The sequence below is a fragment of the Altererythrobacter sp. B11 genome (assembly GCF_003569745.1).
In the GTDB taxonomy this organism is placed as follows: Bacteria; Pseudomonadota; Alphaproteobacteria; order Sphingomonadales; family Sphingomonadaceae; genus Croceibacterium_C.
On record NZ_AP018498.1, the window covers coordinates 1355134 to 1370501 of the forward strand.

Genomic DNA, 15368 nt, shown 5'->3' on the forward strand with positions numbered 1-15368 from the left:
CGCGGGGTTTTGTTTGCTCGGCCCCCCGCAGAGCGCAGGCGGCGGGTTGTAGGCAAGGGTAGGCGGCGGGGCGGGCGTGGAGCGCATCCTTCGACAGGCTCAGGATGAGCGGAGCGGGGAAGGCCCCGCCACCCCCCGCAAACCTTCGTCATTCCCGCGCAGGCGGGAATCCAGCTGAGCGATACGCCCGCCGCTCTGGATCCCCACCTGCGCGGGAATGACGAAGGGAAGTTGCGTTGGTGGTGCGCGGGGCTCGTCTGCGCTGCTGTCGCGCGGAGTGCTGGCGGCCTCGCAACGCCCGCACCCAGCCACCCACACCCGCTCAGCCTGAGCCTGTCGAAGGCCACGCGCCTCACCTCTCCCTAAGCGGCAGCCAGAGCGCGTCCTTCGATAAGCGAGCGAGGCGGGGAAGGCCGCACCAGTCCTCTCTCGTCATCCCCGCGAAGGCGGGGATCCAGAGCGGCAGGCGTATCGCCGGACTGGATTCCCGCCTTCGCGGGAATGACGAATTGGGGATGCATTGTGCCGCAATCGGCTCGCCAAGGCCTGCGGCACAAACCCGCCCGGCCTGAGCCTGTCGAAGGCCGCTCGCGACCTCGCCTGCGGACCCGGTCGCCTAGCCCGCAGGGGCGGTGGCGGCGTGGCTGTCCTGCCAGTCGATCACGGCGAGGTAGTTTTCCAGCCGGTTCAGCTCCAGCTTCGCGATCAGCTCGTTCTGGTGATAGGGCAGCAACTGGCCCGCCACGTCTTCCGCCCATTCGGCGCTGCCGTCGAACAGCACGCCGAGGCCGAACACGGCCGGGATGTGGGCGAAGATCAGCGGGCGTTCCTCGCTGTCGGCGCCGGCTATGAAATCCTCCACCGCCGTCAGCACGCCGTTGCGTGGCCCGCCTTCGTGCAGCGCCCAGGCGAAATGGCCCATGCCGCGCATGCCGCGGTGGAGCATTGGTTTGCCATGCGCCAGCGTCACCCCCACGTCGAAGCTGTGCGGGTGGCGATGTTCGGCCGGGATGCGATCGGGCGCGTAGTAGAAATCCCGCCGTGCGCAGGGCCAGCTGATATCGTGCAGGAAGGCCAGCAGGGGCTTGTCCGCCCGGCGGCACGCCGCGTCGATGCCCAGCAGTTCGTTGTAAACGGTGTAGTAATTGTGGTCGCCATCCACCACCCAGGCATCGGCAGCGGGCAGATCGGGCAGCGCGTCCAGGCTGGGGCGGGCGATGTGGCGAACGGCCGGATCAGCCGCGGCCCAGGCGATGAACTCCGGTTTGGGTGCCGGGTCCACGCTGGTCAGCATGCCGCCTGCCGCGGCGCAATGATCGGCCAGCTCCGCAGACATGCCGCCGAACTCGGCGCCGATCTCGACAATGTCCCGCGTCCCTGCGCGCTCGAGGCAGGGGCGGATCAGCGGCGCGAATTCGGCCATGGAATGGATCAGCAGCCCGCTCATGCCAGCAACTCCGTTGCGGGGGCGGGCGATCCGGCGCGGGCTACTGCGCCAGCGGGAGCCGCAATCTCGTGGTCTGCCGCGCTTTGCCGCACCACCGTGGGGCGGAACACGCAGGCCAGCAGCATCTGCCCGGGATCGGCAATCTGCGGCGGATGGACCATGACGAAGCCCGTGGCACTATCCGCCTGCATCAGCCGCCCGCCGGCCCGGGTGATCCCGTCCAGCTCGGGTTCGGCGGCAAGCTCCAGCCGCTGGTCGTCCGGCTTGGCGGTCAGGAATTCGTCCACCCGGTGGAAGCTCAGGCTGTCCAGTTCGAACCAGTCGAACAGGGCGCCGAATTGCAGCGCGACCGAATACTGCCCGGCGCCGACCGGGATGGCGGCGAGGAAGAAGCCGTCATGCGTGGCAGTGGCGGTGACGATCTGCGGCGTCGCTTGTTCGCGATCGGCGAAGACGACGGGCAGGTCGATGGTGGCATCGGCCATGTCGCTGAAGGTCAGCGGCAGGCCGAAGCGGCGCTGGGTCAGCAGGCTGAGCCGTGTGGCCAGGCCCTGCCCCTGCAGTTCGGCCGGCAGATACATCCGCTCCGAATTGTTCATGTAGAACAGGCCGCGCTGGCGCAGCGCGCGGCCGGCCTCGGCCTTGTCGAACAGGCCGGTGGTCGCCTCTCCACCCAGGTTGATGTCATGTTCGAAGCGTTCGATCACCGCCAGCTCGTCGGCCACGGGCAGGAACATCATCCGGGCCAGCACGCTGGCAGCGCCCTTGCGCCACAGTTCCGCTTCGCCGCTGCGATCCTGCCGCAGCAGGGCGCCGCCGGCAAAGGCCTGGAACTTCAGGCATCCGGCCTGAATCTTCTCACGCGTGGCGTTCTGCGCGGGGGTGATGGCGTTGTCGCGGCGGATGGGAGTGCCATCGGCCTGATAGTCCACCACCGATCCGGCGGAGGAGGTGCACAGCTGCTCCAGCACGGCGACATTGCTGCAATAGGCCTCCAGCGTGAAGGCGTCATAATGCTCGCCGGAAATCAGGCCCTTCTTGTCCAGCCCGGTGCGGTAGGTTTCGCGCAGCAGCAGATAGCGGCCGGCGACATGCACCCCCAGCCGCTCTTCCAGCAGCGCGGCGACATGGTTCTGGACGGAGCCGTTATAGCCGAGATCGATGAACATCAGCGTGTCGCCCTTGTCCGGGCGGACAGTCGCCGCAACATGCGCCACCAGTCGATCGGCGTAGCCGCGGGCCGCGCGCACCGTGGCCTTGCGGCCCGGCCCGCTGCGCGCCTCGCGTGCAAGGGCAAAGCAGGCCTCTGCCGGGGAACGGCCGGCGCAAAGCGCCTTGATCCGCTCCTCGGGCATCAGCAGCTGGCGGCCCAGGATGTCGGCGCCGGTGCCGAACTGGCGCTCGACATAATCGCTCACCGCCCTGTCCGATGTCAGCGAGGCGGCAATGGAGGTGAAGCGGCTGATTTCAACGGCATGGGCATTGTCATGCGGGCCGGACAGGGCGTGGACCTGCATCGGCAGATAGCCGTCGCGCATCAGGAACAGCCAGTGCACTTTGCCGCCGCGGGTCTCCTCCAGCGCCCGGGCCTCTTCGCCCAGCCACCGCTCGAAGCCGTGCAGCACGGGGCCGAGCAGCGTCGCGCCCAGCCGTTCGGCGGGATCGGCCAGCAGCGGTTCGGCGATGGAAAGCGCCGCGCGGTGGGGCAGGGGGGAGCCGGCGACCGGCGCCGCGGGATGCACGATCCGGTCGGCCGCCGCCTCCAGCCGCAGCCGCTGCGCCGCGCTTTCGGAAAACTGCGCCAGATGCAGCGCGTTCACACCGAAGGGGGCAACGCCCTGCACGTCCGCAGACGCGTTGTCGCCCAGATGCAGGACCGTTTCGGGTGGCAGTTTCAGCCGGCCGATCACATCCCCGAACAAGCCGCCGGCCTTCGCCTTGCCGAACTCGCTGGAACAGAAGATCCGGTCGATCAATCCGGCGACCTCGTCTCCGGCCGATCGAGCGATCAATGTGCGCAGTTGCTCGGCTGAAAAGTAGGTGTCGGAGACAACAATCAATTGCAGTCCTCTTGCCTTGGCCGTCATCATCAGGTGCACGGTCGGTGCAAAAGCAAAGCAGTGGCGGGCCTCGGCCGCGATTTCCGCCTCGATGGCGGCCAAGCGTTCGGTGGGTGAAGCCAGCGGCATCAGCTGGGCATAGATCTGCTCGATCGTCACCTCCCCGCTGCCGTCGGTCGCCAGCGCCGCTCGCCTGGCATGGCTTTCGGCGCTGCTGCGCTGGACGATCGTCGTGCCTTCCAAAGCATGGAACAGGTCACGGGGAGCATGCGTGTCGCGCCACAAAAGCGTGTCGAAACAATCGAGTGAGAGGCAGCGGATGGCTGGATAGCGGTCCAGCAGGCCGTCGAAATCATGCGGCGAAAGCGATGCGGTCACGTCGTGGCTCCTGTCGCGCGAGGCGCGCCAGCCCTCCGTGAAGCCCGGCTACCCCCATGCCGAGAAGCCTAGGAAAATATGGTTAACGCCCGGTAAGCAACGCCCCTTAGCGCGTCAGCAGGATCGAGATGCGCCGGTTGCGCGGATCCTGCGGATCATCGCGGATCAGCAACTCGCGATCGGCCACCCCTTCGATCCGCATGAAGCGCCCGGGCGCGATGCCGCTGCGCATCAGCGCCTGCCGCGTCGCTTCCGCGCGACCCGCGGAAAGCGACCAGTTGTTCGCCTGCATCCCGCTCTTCCAGGGTAGCGAATCCGTATGGCCGCGGATGGTCAGCTCGCCGCCTTCGGGCTGCACCGCCCCCGCAATCACCTTCAGTAGCGCCGCCGCATCAGGTGTAAGGACGGTGGTGCCGAGCGAGAACATCGAGAAATCCGCATCGTCCACAAGGTCGATCCGCACGCCTTCGGTGGTGTCGATCATCCGCACCTGCTGCGCGAGGCGCCGCATCCGCTTGCTTTCGTTGAGCTTCTGCTCGACGCGCGCCCGCATCCGCTTCACCGCATCGGCGCCTTCCTTCGGCCCGCCAGTGGCGCCGCGGGGCACAGTGAGGGCGCGCGTACCGGTCTGGCCGGCGCGGTTCGGGTAATTGTCCACGTCGGTGATGGAGGACCCGCCGAGCAAACCGTTGGCGCCCGCGCTGTCCTGCTTGGTCTTCACCAGCGTAGGGGTGAAATAGTCGGCCAGTCCCTTGCGCTGGTCCTCGGTCGTGGCACCCAGCAGCCAGAGCAGCAGGAAGAAGGCCATCATGGCGGTCACGAAGTCCGCATAGGCGACCTTCCAGGCGCCGCCGTGATGGCCACCTTCGACGATGGTGACCTTCTTGACGATGATGGGCGGAAGCGGCTCGTTCTTCCCGCGGGCGGCCATCTCACCGGCCCCGCAGGCTGTCGAGGAGCTCGGACAGGCCCGGGCGCACCGCATGGCCGAGGCCCGAACGGGCGCTTTCGACCACGAGCGGCTGCGGATAGCCGTTGAGCGAAGCGATGATGACCTGCTTCACTGCATGGAAGATCTGCTCATCCTGCTCGAGGATCTGCTTCAGCCGCCCGGCCAGCGGGCCGACGATACCATAGGCGAGCAGCACGCCCATGAAGGTACCGACCAGCGCGGAACCGATCATCCCGCCCAGCACGGACGGCGGCTCGTCGATCGAGCCCATGGTCTTCACCACGCCCAGCACCGCGGCGACGATGCCCAGCGCAGGCAGTGCGTCCGCCAGCGACTGCAGGGCGTGCTGCGGTTCGTGCTGTTCATGGAAATGCGTCTTCATCGCATTGTCCATCACCTCTTCCACCGCGTGCGTTTCCAGCGTGCCGGAGGAGACGACGATCAGCGTCAGCGTGTCGCAGATCAGCGAGACCAGCGGCTTGTTGGCCAGGATACGCGGGTATTCCGCGAAGAGCGGGGAGTTCTGCGGTTCCTGCACATGGCTTTCCAGCGCCACCGGGCCTTCGCTGCGCAGCAGCTTCATCAGCTTGGTGGACAGGGCGATCGCATCCATGTGGTCCTGCTTGGTGTGGCGCGGGCCCTTGAACACCTTACCGAAGGCGCCGCCGATCGCCTTCAATTCGTGCATGGAATTGCCGGCCACCACCGCGCCCAGCGCGGCGCCCCCGATGATGAGCATTTCGTGCGGAATGGCATGCAGCACGGGCTCCAAAGCGCCGCCCGTGATGGCGAACCCGCCAAAGACCATGACCAGGAGGATGACGATCCCGATTGCAGCAAACATTATTGGTCCCCAGAATCCGGCGCGGCCGGATCAGATCATGTTGAAAAGCGAAAGATTGGCGAGCTTGACGAAGCTCGCTTGGCTTGCCTCCAGCACGGTCATCATCTCCTGCAGGCGGGCGATTGTTTCGGCGGGGTCCGCCCCGCCCACCGTCTTTTGTTCATCCGCGCGCAGCTCGCCCGTTTGCGTGCGCCGGTCGTCCATCAAATCGACCCAGTTCATCCGCGCGCCGACGACTGTCTGCGCCGTGGTGACCTTCTCCAGACCGGCGTCGAGACCGTTCATGGCATCCTGCGCCGCGCCGATGGGATCGCCCGTGCCGCTTTGCAGTGCCGCGGACAGCGTGCCCAGCACGGCGAACAGGTCGGTGGGCGAACCGGCCACGTCGAAATTCAGCACTTCCGGCCCGGTGAGGCCCGGGGTGACCGTCTGGCCTTCGCCCAGATCGAGCGGCAGCGTGGCGGCAGTGCCCACATAGGTGATGGTGCCGGAGGTTTCCTGATAGGACTGGCCGCTGGTGGCGCCGCCAAACAGGGCGTGGCCGGCGCTGTTGCGGCCGTTCATCACCAGCAGCAGGCTCTTCTGCAGCCCTTCGATCTCTGTGCCCATGGAGGCCCGCTGCGCCGCGTTGTAAGTGCCGGTTGCGGCCTTGGTGGCGAGTTCCTTCGCCCGGGTGACGATGTCCGCCACGGATTGCAGCGCGCTGTCCGTCAGCTTCAGATCGGCCGCCGCGCGATCGGAATTGGTCTGGTCGATCTTGGACAGCGATTGCGAGCGTGAGAGGGTGCGCAGGCGCGCTGCGGCCACGGGATCGTCGGACGCGCGGCTGAGCCTCTGGCCGGTGGAGATCTGCAACTGCAGTTCGTCCGCCTGCCCGCGCAGATCGGCCATCTGGCGTGTGGCGCGTTCAAAATAGGCAGAGGTGCTGAGACTGATCATCGCCGCATCATCCAATCGCTATCAACGTGTCGAACAATTCGGTGGCGACCTGCATCGCCCGGCCAGAGGCCTGGAAGGCCTGCTGGAACCGGATCAGATTGGCCGCCTCGCTATCGAGATCCACCCCCGACTGTTCCTGCAACGAAATCCGCGCGGAGGACGCGATCGTCTCCAGCGCCTCATTGGTCAGCTTGCGGCTCGAAACCTTGCTCGAAATGTCGAACAGCAAGGCATTCGTATCTTCCGCTGGCCCGTTGCTCGCCAAGCCTACCCGCAACGCGTCAAGATTGGATGAATCGCGGCTGCCGGCGGGGGAACCCGCTGGCGCTGTGGCGAGCCCGGCGGGATTGGTGAAGGCCAGATGGATGCCGTTGGCGCCGGTGCCGGCGAACAGCGGCTGGCCGCCCGATCCATCGAGGGCGGCGCCGTTCGCCTGCGCGGCGTTGAGCGTGGAGATCAACGAATTGGCCACCGCATCCAGGCGGCCGCGCAGGCTGGCCGCTTCCGAGAGGCCGAGCGCATTGCCGGCCAGCGAGCCGCCGGCGGGAGTGAAAGCGGTGCCGCCCGCCGTGAAGGATGCAGTGCCGTCCGCGGCGATACTCATGGCGAGAGGCGCGGAATTGATGCCGGAAACGAGCACCGGCCCGCCGGCGCCGCCCGCGCGCACCGTCACGCCCCCGTCGCTGCCGAAGGTAGTGTTGATGTCGGTGATGCCGCTCAGCTTCTCGAGCAGGGCGTCGCGCCGGTCGAGCAGGGAGGCGCGGTCGGAGCTGTTCGGCCCGGCGCGCACCAGCTGCAAGTTCACGCGGGCGAGTTCACTGGTGACGACATTCGCCTGATCCACCGCGCCCTGCGCCTCGAACTGCATCCCGGCCACCGCGGAGGTGATCGAACTGTCGGCGATCTGGAACTTGTTGGCCATGGCGTCGGCCGCGCCCATCACGGCCGCCCGCAGCGAAGGATCGACGGGATCGCCCGAAAGCTGCTGCAGCGCGCCTTCGAATGCCACGATGGAATCGTAGATCCCCGATTGATCGACGGCGGCTTCGAGGTTCTGCAGTCCGGCCAGCTCCGCATCGGAACGCTTGATGTCGCTGTTGGTGCGGCGCACCTCCGCCTGGCGGAACATGTCCGCATTGCGCGACACGCCCGATACGCGCGAGCCCGACAGGGAGATGTCGTTCGCGCGCATATAGCCGCCTGCGGCGGCGACTTCCTCGATCGTCACGCTGCGGCGGACATAGCCTTCGCTCGACGCGTTGGCGATGTTCTGCGCCGTGACATCGAGCGCGCCCCGCGCGGCCCGCGCGCCGCTGGCGGCGATGGAAAGGAGGTCGGACGCCATGCTTTATCCTTCCGGCTGCAGGTAACGGGAAAGCTGCGCCTCGATCGACTGGGCGAGACCGATCGAGCCGGTCTTGGAGGCGATGTCGGCGAACTGCGAATCCTGCATGTCGCGGAACGTTTCTTCGCCCTGGCCGCCGAACAGACCGTCACCGCCGAAGTCGGTCTTGCGCGCTGCCGCCAGCATCTGGCGCAGGAAGATAGCCTCAAACTGTTTGGCCACCTGGGCCAGCTTTTCGTGGTCGCCAGGCGTGGCGGGCGCCATGGCGAGCCCAGCGTTGGCCGCGGCGAGAGAGACGGGGCCCGTCATATCACCACCATCTCTGCCTTGAGCGAACCGGCTTGCTTCAGCGCTTCGAGGATCGCCACCAGATCGGGCGGCGTGGCGCCGAGCAGATTGAGCGCATCGACGAGTTCGGCCAGCGATGCGCCCGGCTCGAACAGGGCGACGTGGCCGCCCATCTGCTGGGCATCGACCTGGCTGCTTTCTTCCTGCGCGGTGACGCCGCGGCTGAAGGGCGCCGGCTGCACGACTCTGGGGTCTTCGTCGATCCGCACCACCAGGCTGCCGTGGCTGATTGCCGCCGGGGCGAGGCGGACGGCGCTGGAAATCACCACCGTGCCGGTGCGACTGTTCACCACCACGCGCGCCGCGGCTTCGGCCGGATCGACCTCGATCATTTCGATATCCGCCATCATGCTGGCGCGCACATCGGCGCCGGTCGGCATGTTGAGGGCGAGGGTAACGCCGTCTTCCACCTGCGCCGATCCGGGGTACCGCGCATTGATTGCATCCCGCACGCGCGCAGCGGTGAGGAAATCGGCCTGATAGAGGTTCCAACGCAGCAGGTCCGCCTGTTCGAAGCCGGTCGCCACGCCGCGTTCCACGCTCGCGCCTTCGGCGATCCGGCCGACCGTCGGCACATTCACGGTAAGGCGCGATCCATCCTTGCCGGACACGCCGAGCCCGCCGACGGCGAGATTGCCCTGCGCCATGGCGTAGATCTGCCCGTCCGCGCCATAGAGCGGGGTGAGCACCAGCGCGCCGCCGCGCAGGCTCTTGGCTTTCCCGATGGCCGAAACGGTCACGTCGATCCTTTGGCCCGGCTTGGCGAAGGCGGGCAGGTCGGCCGTGATCAGCACTGCCGCCGCATTCTTGAGCGCGGGGTTCGCGCCCGGCGGCAGTTGCAGGCCGAGACGGGTGGAGACGCCGCGCATGGCCTCGGTCAGATAGGCGAAATTGTCATCGCCGGAGCCATCGAGGCCCACGACAATGCCATAGCCGGTCAGCTGGTTGGAGCGGACGGCCTGGAACGTGCCGAGGTCGCGCACCCGCTCCGCCGAAGCGGGGGAGGCCATCGCGGCCAGCGCGGCAGCCAGGGCGAGGAGGATCTTGCGGATCATCGCACCACCTCAGAACGGACTTATGGTGTTGAAGAAATCGAGCAGCCAGCCCTGGCGGCTCGACTTCTGCACCGCGCCCTTGCCGGCATAGCTCAGCCGCGCGTCGGCGATCCGGCCGGAGGCGATGGTGTTGTCGGGGCCGATGTCGGCCAGGCGGATGATCCCGGTAAGCTGGATCCATTCATCGCCCTGGCTGAAGTTCATCACCTTTTCGCCCCTGATCAGCGCCGTTCCGTTCGGGCGCACTTCCGCGATGGTCACGGAGATGCTGCCCTGCAGGGAACTGGCCTGCGCCGCGTCACCCTTTCCGTTGAACGACGAACTGGCCGAAGAGTTAAGGTCCGACCCGCTGAAGGAGAACGGACCCGTGGCGGGCGGAGCGACCGCCAGCCCGCCGTCTCGGCTCGTCTTGGAGCTCGCGGACTTGGACGTCACGGTCCGCTCGATCAGCGCCACGGTCACGATGTCGCCCACGCTGTGGGCGCGCATGCCGGCGTGATAGGGCGCGAAGCCGTTGGCAGGCTGGAAGATCGCGCCGTTCGCGGCTGCCGGCGCCGCCGGCGGCGGGGGGAGGGTGGCGGCGAAGCCGGCTGGCTTTTCCGTGGCGCAAGCGCCAAGCAGCAGCGCGCCTGCGAGGGCGGCGGAGCGGGAGATCGTTTGGTGCATGGTGCTGGTCACTGTGCTGGCGCCGGTCAGAGCGTCTGGTTCGCGTTGCGGAGCATTTCGTCGACCGCGGAGACCATCTTGGAATTGATCTCATAGGCCCGCTGGGTTTCGATCATGTCCACCAGCTCTTCCACGATGTTGACGTTGGACGCCTCGAGCATGCCCTGGCGGATGCTGCCGCGGCCGTTCTCGCCGCCGGGGGCGAGCTGGGCGGCGCCGCTGGCGCCAGTCTCGACCAGGAAGTTATCGCCGATCGCGCGCAGGCCCGCCGGATTGGCGAAGCTGGCGATCTGCAACTGGCCGAGTTCGGTTGCCTCGGTCTGGCCGGGGAGCTGGGCGGACACGATCCCGTCCTGCGATACCGCGATGGCTGTCGCGCCTTCGGGGACGGTGATCGCCGGCTGCAGGATATAGCCCTGCTGCGTGACCACCTGCCCTTCGGCCGAGCGGGTGAAATTGCCGGCGCGGGTGTAGCCGAGCTGGCCGCCCGGCAGCTGCACCTGGAAATAGCCTTCCCCGTCCAGCGCCAGGTCCAGTGCGTTGCCCGTGGTGTTCAGCGCCCCCTGCGTGACGATCTGGCTGGTGGACTGGATGGCGACGCCGGTGCCGAGGTTGAGCCCGGTGGCATAAGCTGTTTCGCCCGAGGAACGCTGCCCGGCAATGCGGGCGTCCTGATAGGCGAGGGTGGCAAAATTGGCGCGGTCGCGCTTGAAGCCGGTGGTGCCCACGTTGGCGAGGTTGTTCGCCACCACGCGCATCCGCGCGTCCTGGGCTTCGAGCCCGGTCCGGGCGACCTGGAGTGCTGAAACAGGCATCTGAACGGTCCTTTCGTCAGGTCATTCGCATCAACGAGGCACCACTTTCGTCCACCTCGCGGGCGGTCGAGATCATTTTGGTGCGCATCGCGAACAGGCGCTGGGCGTCGATCATCTCGACGAGCACCTCGGTCGGCTTCACATTGGATTGCTCGAGCGAGCCGGTCTGCAGCGTCGCTTCCTCGTCGCGCGGCAGAACGCCGCCGTCTTCCACCCGGAACAAGCCGTCGAGGCCTTTCAGCACAGGGCTGCCCTGCCACCCCGCCAGCTTGATGCGGCCAACTTCCTGCGCCGGGGCATCGGGCTGGGTGGGGTCGGTGACCGTGACGGTGCCGTCCGGTGCGATGGCGGGCTTGCCGCCGAGCGGGATGGTAATCGGGCCGCCGTCACCAATCACGGGATGGCCGTCGCCGGTGGTGAGAAGGCCCGTGGGGGCGATCGCCAGATCGCCGCGCCGCGTATAGGCCTCCGTCCCGTCCTCCGCCTGCACCGCCATCAGCGCATCGCCCTTGATGGAGACGTCGAGCGGCTGCCCGGTCTCCACCACTTCGCCCGTATCCATGCGCGCGCCGCGCACCTCGGCATGCTGCATCGCGCGTACTTCGAGGCTGTCGCCCTTGATGGTGACGGGGCGCTGGTCGAGCAGTTCGGCCTTGAAGCCCAGCGTCTGGGCGTTCGCCATATTGCTGGCGATCACCCTCTGCTGGGCCATGGAGGACTGCATCCCCGACAGCGCGGTGTAGATCAGGCGATCCATGCCTATCAGGTCCGCAGGTTGATGATGGTCTGGGAAATCTGCGTCGCCGTGTCGATCGCCTTGGCATTCGCCTGGAAGTTGCGCTGCGCGGTGATCAGGCCGACCAGCTCCTCCGCAATGTCCACGTTGGAGCGTTCGAGATTGCCCGACAGCAGCGTGCCATACTGGCCGGTGCCCGGCGATCCGTATTTGGCCGTGCCCGAAATACCGCTGACTTCCCAGTTCGCGGAGCCGACCTTCTTGAGGCCTTCGGGCGAAAGGAAGGAAGCGAGCGTCACATTGCCGATCGCCATCGTGGATCCGTCCGCATAGGAAGCGGTGATCGTGCCGTCGACGCCCACGGCCACGCTGGCGAATTCGGCGCCGGCGGCGTTGGTCGCCGGGATCTGCGTATCCTGCGGCGTCGTGGAGGTGGGATTGCCGTTCGCGTCCACGGGGAAGCTCTGCAGCACGTTGCCGCTGCCATCCTGGACGAAGCCGTTCTGGTCCATCTTGAAGGCGCCGTTGCGCGTATAATAGGTCTTGCCGGTGTCCTGCGAGACGGTGGTGAAGAAGCCGTCGCCCGTGATCGCCAGGTCCAGCGATCCGCCGGTCTGCTCGATCGGGCCGAGTTCGAAATTTTGCGTGATCGATTCCACCGTGGCGCCGATCCCCTGGACCATCTTGGGATTGGTCAGGGCCGTTGCCGCCACCACGTCACCGAAATCGGTGCGGCTTTTCTTGAAGCCGTTGGTTTCGGCATTGGCGATATTGTTGGCGATCACGCCCAGGTCGGTCTGGGAGTTCTTGAGCCCGTTCAGGGAAATGTAGAACGACATGGGGGTGCTCCTTAAGCGTCGCTGTTTGCGGGTTGATCGGCCGAACCATTCGCGCTCGCATTCGCGGCGACGAGCAGGTCCAGCTTGTCGGAAATGTCCTTCAGCAGCGTGCTGCTGTCGGTGGCGGCGGACAGCGAGGAGAACTGCGCCATCTGCGCCAGCATCTCCTTGTTATCGACCGGGTCGAACGGATCCTGCTGCTGCATCTGCACGACCAGCAGCTTGAGGAAATCGTCGGAGCCCAGCGACGAGAAGCCCGTGCTGCTGCTGCCCGGGCTGGTCCCCGGTGCGGTGGCGGAATTGACAGTGGTCATTTCATCCTCATCGTTTCCAGCATCAGCTGTTTGGCGGTCGACAGCGCATCGACCATGTTGCGGTATTGGCGGGAGGCTTCGAGCATCTCGACCATCTCCTCGTTCTCATCGACCGGAGAGACCCAGACATCGCCGTTCTCGTCCGCCAGCGGGTGATCGGGATCGTGCTGACGCACCGGCGCGGCTTCGCTGGTCATCACCCGCTCCACGCGAACGGAGCTGAGGCCCGTGGCATTATCCAGCTCCTGCGCGAACACCGCCCGCACGGGCTTGTAGGCTCCGTCCTCGCTGGCGGAGACGCTGCCCGCATTGGCGAGGTTGGACGCGGCCGCGTTCATCCGCACCATCTGCGCGGACATGGCGCGCTGGCCGAGTTCGAAGAGAGACATGGAACCCGGCATCGTCATTCGCCTCTGATCGCGCGGGTGACAGTTTCCACGCGGCCGCGCAGGAAGCTCAGCGTGGCGGTGTACGCCACGGCGTTTTCCGCGAAGGCGGCCTGTTCGGTGCCGATCTCCACCGTGTTGCCGTCGAGGCTGGACATCACCGGCACGCGGTAGCGCGTGGCGGAGGAGACGGCGCGATCTTCGTCCGCGCCATTCAGCCGCGCATCCAGGGCGGCGGCGAAATCGATATCGCGCGCCTTGTAACCGGGGGTCGCCGCATTGGCGATGTTGGAGCTCAGCAGCCCGAGCCGCTGCGAGCGGATTTCGAGCGCTGCACCATGCAGGCCGAACAATCCTTCGCTCATCACACACACTCCACGAATTGCACGCATGGTTGATAGCAAGCACCGTGCCAATTGGCGGAAAAGCGCAGCAATCCGGGCGCTTGACTGAGGCGGCAAAGGCGGGCGGCAAGGCCTTGCCGGACCGGCGGCAAGAATTCGCCAGTCGGCTAAATTTCCGCGGATCGCTGCCGTTCTTGGCGGCAAGGAGATCGCATGAACCCCGCGCAATTGATCGATTGGCCTTCCATCGCGATCGTGGTGGGCGGCACGCTGGCGGCCACGCTGCTGCGCTGCGGCCTTGGCGATACGGCGCAGATGCTGCGCGCGCTGGGGCAATTGCTGTCGCGGCGCTTCGATGCGCCAGGCGTGAAGGCACAGCTTGCCGCGCAAATCCAGGAGATCGAGGCGCAGGGCCTGCTCCGCGCCGAGCCGCGGCCGATGCGCGACGGCGAGTTCGGCGGTCTTGCAGACACAATCATCGCCCGCCGCTCCGCCCAGGCGCTGTATGATCAGCACGCAGCCTTCCGCGCGCGCCGGATGGCGCTGGCCGAGACGGGGGCCGGCGTTTTAAGCAGCGCGGCCGAACTTGCGCCCGTACTCGGTCTCGCCGGCACGTTGCTGTCCCTTGGCAGCCTGACAACCACCGTGCAGGCGGAGGGCAATTATGCAGCTGCGATCGGCATGGCCGTTTCCACCACCTTATACGGATTGGTGATCGCCAACTTCCTGTTCGCTCCGCTCGCCGCCGCGGTGCAGCGCAGGTTCGGTGCCGAGGATCGCGCGCGCGCCGAGCTGCTGGACTGGCTCGCCGCTTCCGTGGAGCGCGCCAAGGCGCCGCGCGCTGCGCCTGGCGCGGGTCTGAGCAGACGCACGACGGGCCCTGACGCGAGCAGGAATGCGGCGTGATCGCGCGCGGAGCGGGTGGCTGGCAGACGGTGATCGCCGATCTTGCGCTGATCCTGTTCATGGTCGCGCTGTCGGCCGTGGGGAAGCCGGAGCCGAAATCGGGGGACGCACGCGAAGCCAATCCTCTCCCGGCCATGGGCGAGCCGGCGGCGATCTATCGCGCGGGCGCCGATGCCCCTCCCATCGGTGAATGGCTTGCTGCCCAAGTGCCCGACCCGCGCCAGCGATTGACGATCATCGCGCGCTATCCCGCCGGCGGTGCGGGCGAGGCGGCGGAGGGAGCATTGGCCCTGTCCCAAGGTGCGGGGAGCTGGCCCACGCCGGCGCGCATCCTGCTGGAGCCGGCGGGGACTGCCGAGCTTCTCGCCGTGCTCGCCTATGACGATGGCGGAAGCAGCTGGCACGCAAATTGCAGAGATCAGCCCCGTGAAGGCGGCGCGGATGCCGCTACCCAAGGGGATGATCCATGCGAACAATCCGGCTGATCGCTTGCGCCGCAGCCCTTTGTGCTGCTTCCGGCGCGCTTGCGGCGGGCTTCACCGATCCCAGCGTGATCGATGGTGAAGTCGCCCAGTTCACCGGCGCCGCCGTCGGCGAGCCGGGAGGTGCGCGCCTGCCTGTCGACCGTCGGCTCAAGCTGGCGCAATGCGCGCAGCAGCACGATCTCGAATGGTACGGCAAGGGACGGGAGACGATCGTCGTCCGCTGCCCCGTGCCGGGTGGATGGCGCATCTTCGTGCCGCTGAATACGGCGGCAGATACATCGCCGATGGCGCAGCAGCGCGCAGTCCCGGCCGTGGCGCGGGGCGAAGCGGTGACGATTGCAGTGCATGGCAGCGGGTTCACCCTTTCACGCCAGGGCGAGGCAATGGATGGCGGCGCCGTGGGCGAATGGATCCGTGTGCGGCCGGCCGGCACCAGGGCGGATCCGATCCGTGCGCGGATCATCCGGCCCGGCGTAGTCGGCATGGATTTGCCGTAACCGGCAGATTTT

The 15368-nt window shown here is 67.1% G+C and carries 18 protein-coding genes; 3 read left to right on the plus strand and 15 right to left on the minus strand.

Translation table 11 applies throughout. The features are described 5' to 3' along the window. Nucleotides 1-616: 616 nt before the first annotated feature. The 15 genes from AEB_RS06465 to flgB all read right to left on the minus strand — a co-directional run bounded on the left by AEB_RS06465 (nucleotide 617) and on the right by flgB (nucleotide 13489). Nucleotides 617-1447, minus strand: coding sequence for a class I SAM-dependent methyltransferase (locus AEB_RS06465; RefSeq protein WP_119082448.1), 831 nt, complete (start codon nucleotides 1445-1447; stop codon nucleotides 617-619). Continuing rightward, a complete protein-coding gene (locus AEB_RS06470; RefSeq protein ID WP_119082449.1) occupies nucleotides 1444-3885 on the minus strand; it encodes an HAD family hydrolase in 2442 nt (813 codons plus the stop codon). Before AEB_RS06470 ends, AEB_RS06465 begins: the two co-directional genes overlap by 4 nt. A gap of 106 nt (nucleotides 3886-3991) precedes the next feature. Then, a complete protein-coding gene (locus tag AEB_RS06475) occupies nucleotides 3992-4816 on the minus strand; it encodes a flagellar motor protein MotB (protein ID WP_119082450.1) in 825 nt (274 codons plus the stop codon). 1 nt (nucleotide 4817) lies between these two features. Then, on the minus strand, nucleotides 4818-5681 hold the full coding sequence (gene motA, locus AEB_RS06480) for a flagellar motor stator protein MotA (protein WP_119082451.1): 864 nt from the start codon (nucleotides 5679-5681) through the stop codon (nucleotides 4818-4820). A gap of 30 nt (nucleotides 5682-5711) precedes the next feature. Continuing rightward, nucleotides 5712-6620 (minus strand): flagellin N-terminal helical domain-containing protein, encoded by a 909-nt coding sequence (locus AEB_RS06485; protein WP_119084499.1) that lies wholly within the window; start codon nucleotides 6618-6620, stop codon nucleotides 5712-5714. 7 nt (nucleotides 6621-6627) lie between these two features. Next, entirely contained in the window at nucleotides 6628-7965 is a 1338-nt protein-coding gene (gene flgK / locus AEB_RS06490; protein ID WP_119082452.1) for a flagellar hook-associated protein FlgK, read from the minus strand. Between the two features lie 3 nt (nucleotides 7966-7968). Beyond that, nucleotides 7969-8274 carry a rod-binding protein gene (locus AEB_RS06495; protein WP_231958941.1) on the minus strand — a complete coding sequence of 102 codons (306 nt, stop codon included), beginning with the start codon at nucleotides 8272-8274 and terminating at the stop codon, nucleotides 7969-7971. Beyond that, nucleotides 8271-9368 carry a flagellar basal body P-ring protein FlgI gene (locus tag AEB_RS06500; protein WP_119082453.1) on the minus strand — a complete coding sequence of 366 codons (1098 nt, stop codon included), beginning with the start codon at nucleotides 9366-9368 and terminating at the stop codon, nucleotides 8271-8273. The genes AEB_RS06495 and AEB_RS06500 overlap by 4 nt, the downstream gene beginning before the upstream one ends. 9 nt (nucleotides 9369-9377) lie before the next feature. Beyond that, the gene (locus AEB_RS06505) at nucleotides 9378-10046 is read right to left on the minus strand and encodes a flagellar basal body L-ring protein FlgH (RefSeq protein WP_231958942.1); all 669 of its coding nucleotides are present in this window, start codon (nucleotides 10044-10046) and stop codon (nucleotides 9378-9380) included. Nucleotides 10047-10060: 14 nt separating this feature from the next. Continuing rightward, complete coding sequence (gene flgG, locus AEB_RS06510) at nucleotides 10061-10849, minus strand: flagellar basal-body rod protein FlgG (protein WP_119082454.1); 789 nt, start codon at nucleotides 10847-10849, stop codon at nucleotides 10061-10063. Nucleotides 10850-10865: 16 nt separating this feature from the next. Beyond that, nucleotides 10866-11606 (minus strand): flagellar basal body rod protein FlgF, encoded by a 741-nt coding sequence (locus tag AEB_RS06515; protein WP_119082455.1) that lies wholly within the window; start codon nucleotides 11604-11606, stop codon nucleotides 10866-10868. Between the two features lie 5 nt (nucleotides 11607-11611). Further along, nucleotides 11612-12424 carry a flagellar hook-basal body complex protein gene (locus tag AEB_RS06520; RefSeq protein ID WP_119082456.1) on the minus strand — a complete coding sequence of 271 codons (813 nt, stop codon included), beginning with the start codon at nucleotides 12422-12424 and terminating at the stop codon, nucleotides 11612-11614. Between the two features lie 11 nt (nucleotides 12425-12435). After that, nucleotides 12436-12738, minus strand: coding sequence for a flagellar hook assembly protein FlgD (locus AEB_RS06525; RefSeq protein ID WP_119082457.1), 303 nt, complete (start codon nucleotides 12736-12738; stop codon nucleotides 12436-12438). After that, complete coding sequence (gene flgC / locus AEB_RS06530; RefSeq protein ID WP_119082458.1) at nucleotides 12735-13145, minus strand: flagellar basal body rod protein FlgC; 411 nt, start codon at nucleotides 13143-13145, stop codon at nucleotides 12735-12737. The genes AEB_RS06525 and flgC overlap by 4 nt, the downstream gene beginning before the upstream one ends. After that, a complete protein-coding gene (gene flgB / locus AEB_RS06535; RefSeq protein ID WP_119082459.1) occupies nucleotides 13142-13489 on the minus strand; it encodes a flagellar basal body rod protein FlgB in 348 nt (115 codons plus the stop codon). The genes flgC and flgB overlap by 4 nt, the downstream gene beginning before the upstream one ends. A gap of 192 nt (nucleotides 13490-13681) precedes the next feature. On the opposite strand from flgB, the gene AEB_RS06540 reads away from it, so the two are divergent. From AEB_RS06540 to AEB_RS06550, 3 genes are read left to right on the plus strand one after another with little or no spacing between them, the layout of a single operon-like run. Next, entirely contained in the window at nucleotides 13682-14374 is a 693-nt protein-coding gene (locus AEB_RS06540; RefSeq protein ID WP_119082460.1) for a MotA/TolQ/ExbB proton channel family protein, read from the plus strand. After that, complete coding sequence (locus AEB_RS06545; RefSeq protein WP_119082461.1) at nucleotides 14371-14859, plus strand: hypothetical protein; 489 nt, start codon at nucleotides 14371-14373, stop codon at nucleotides 14857-14859. The genes AEB_RS06540 and AEB_RS06545 overlap by 4 nt, the downstream gene beginning before the upstream one ends. Beyond that, nucleotides 14841-15356 carry a flagella basal body P-ring formation protein FlgA gene (locus tag AEB_RS06550; RefSeq protein WP_119082462.1) on the plus strand — a complete coding sequence of 172 codons (516 nt, stop codon included), beginning with the start codon at nucleotides 14841-14843 and terminating at the stop codon, nucleotides 15354-15356. The genes AEB_RS06545 and AEB_RS06550 overlap by 19 nt, the downstream gene beginning before the upstream one ends. Nucleotides 15357-15368 lie beyond the last annotated feature (12 nt).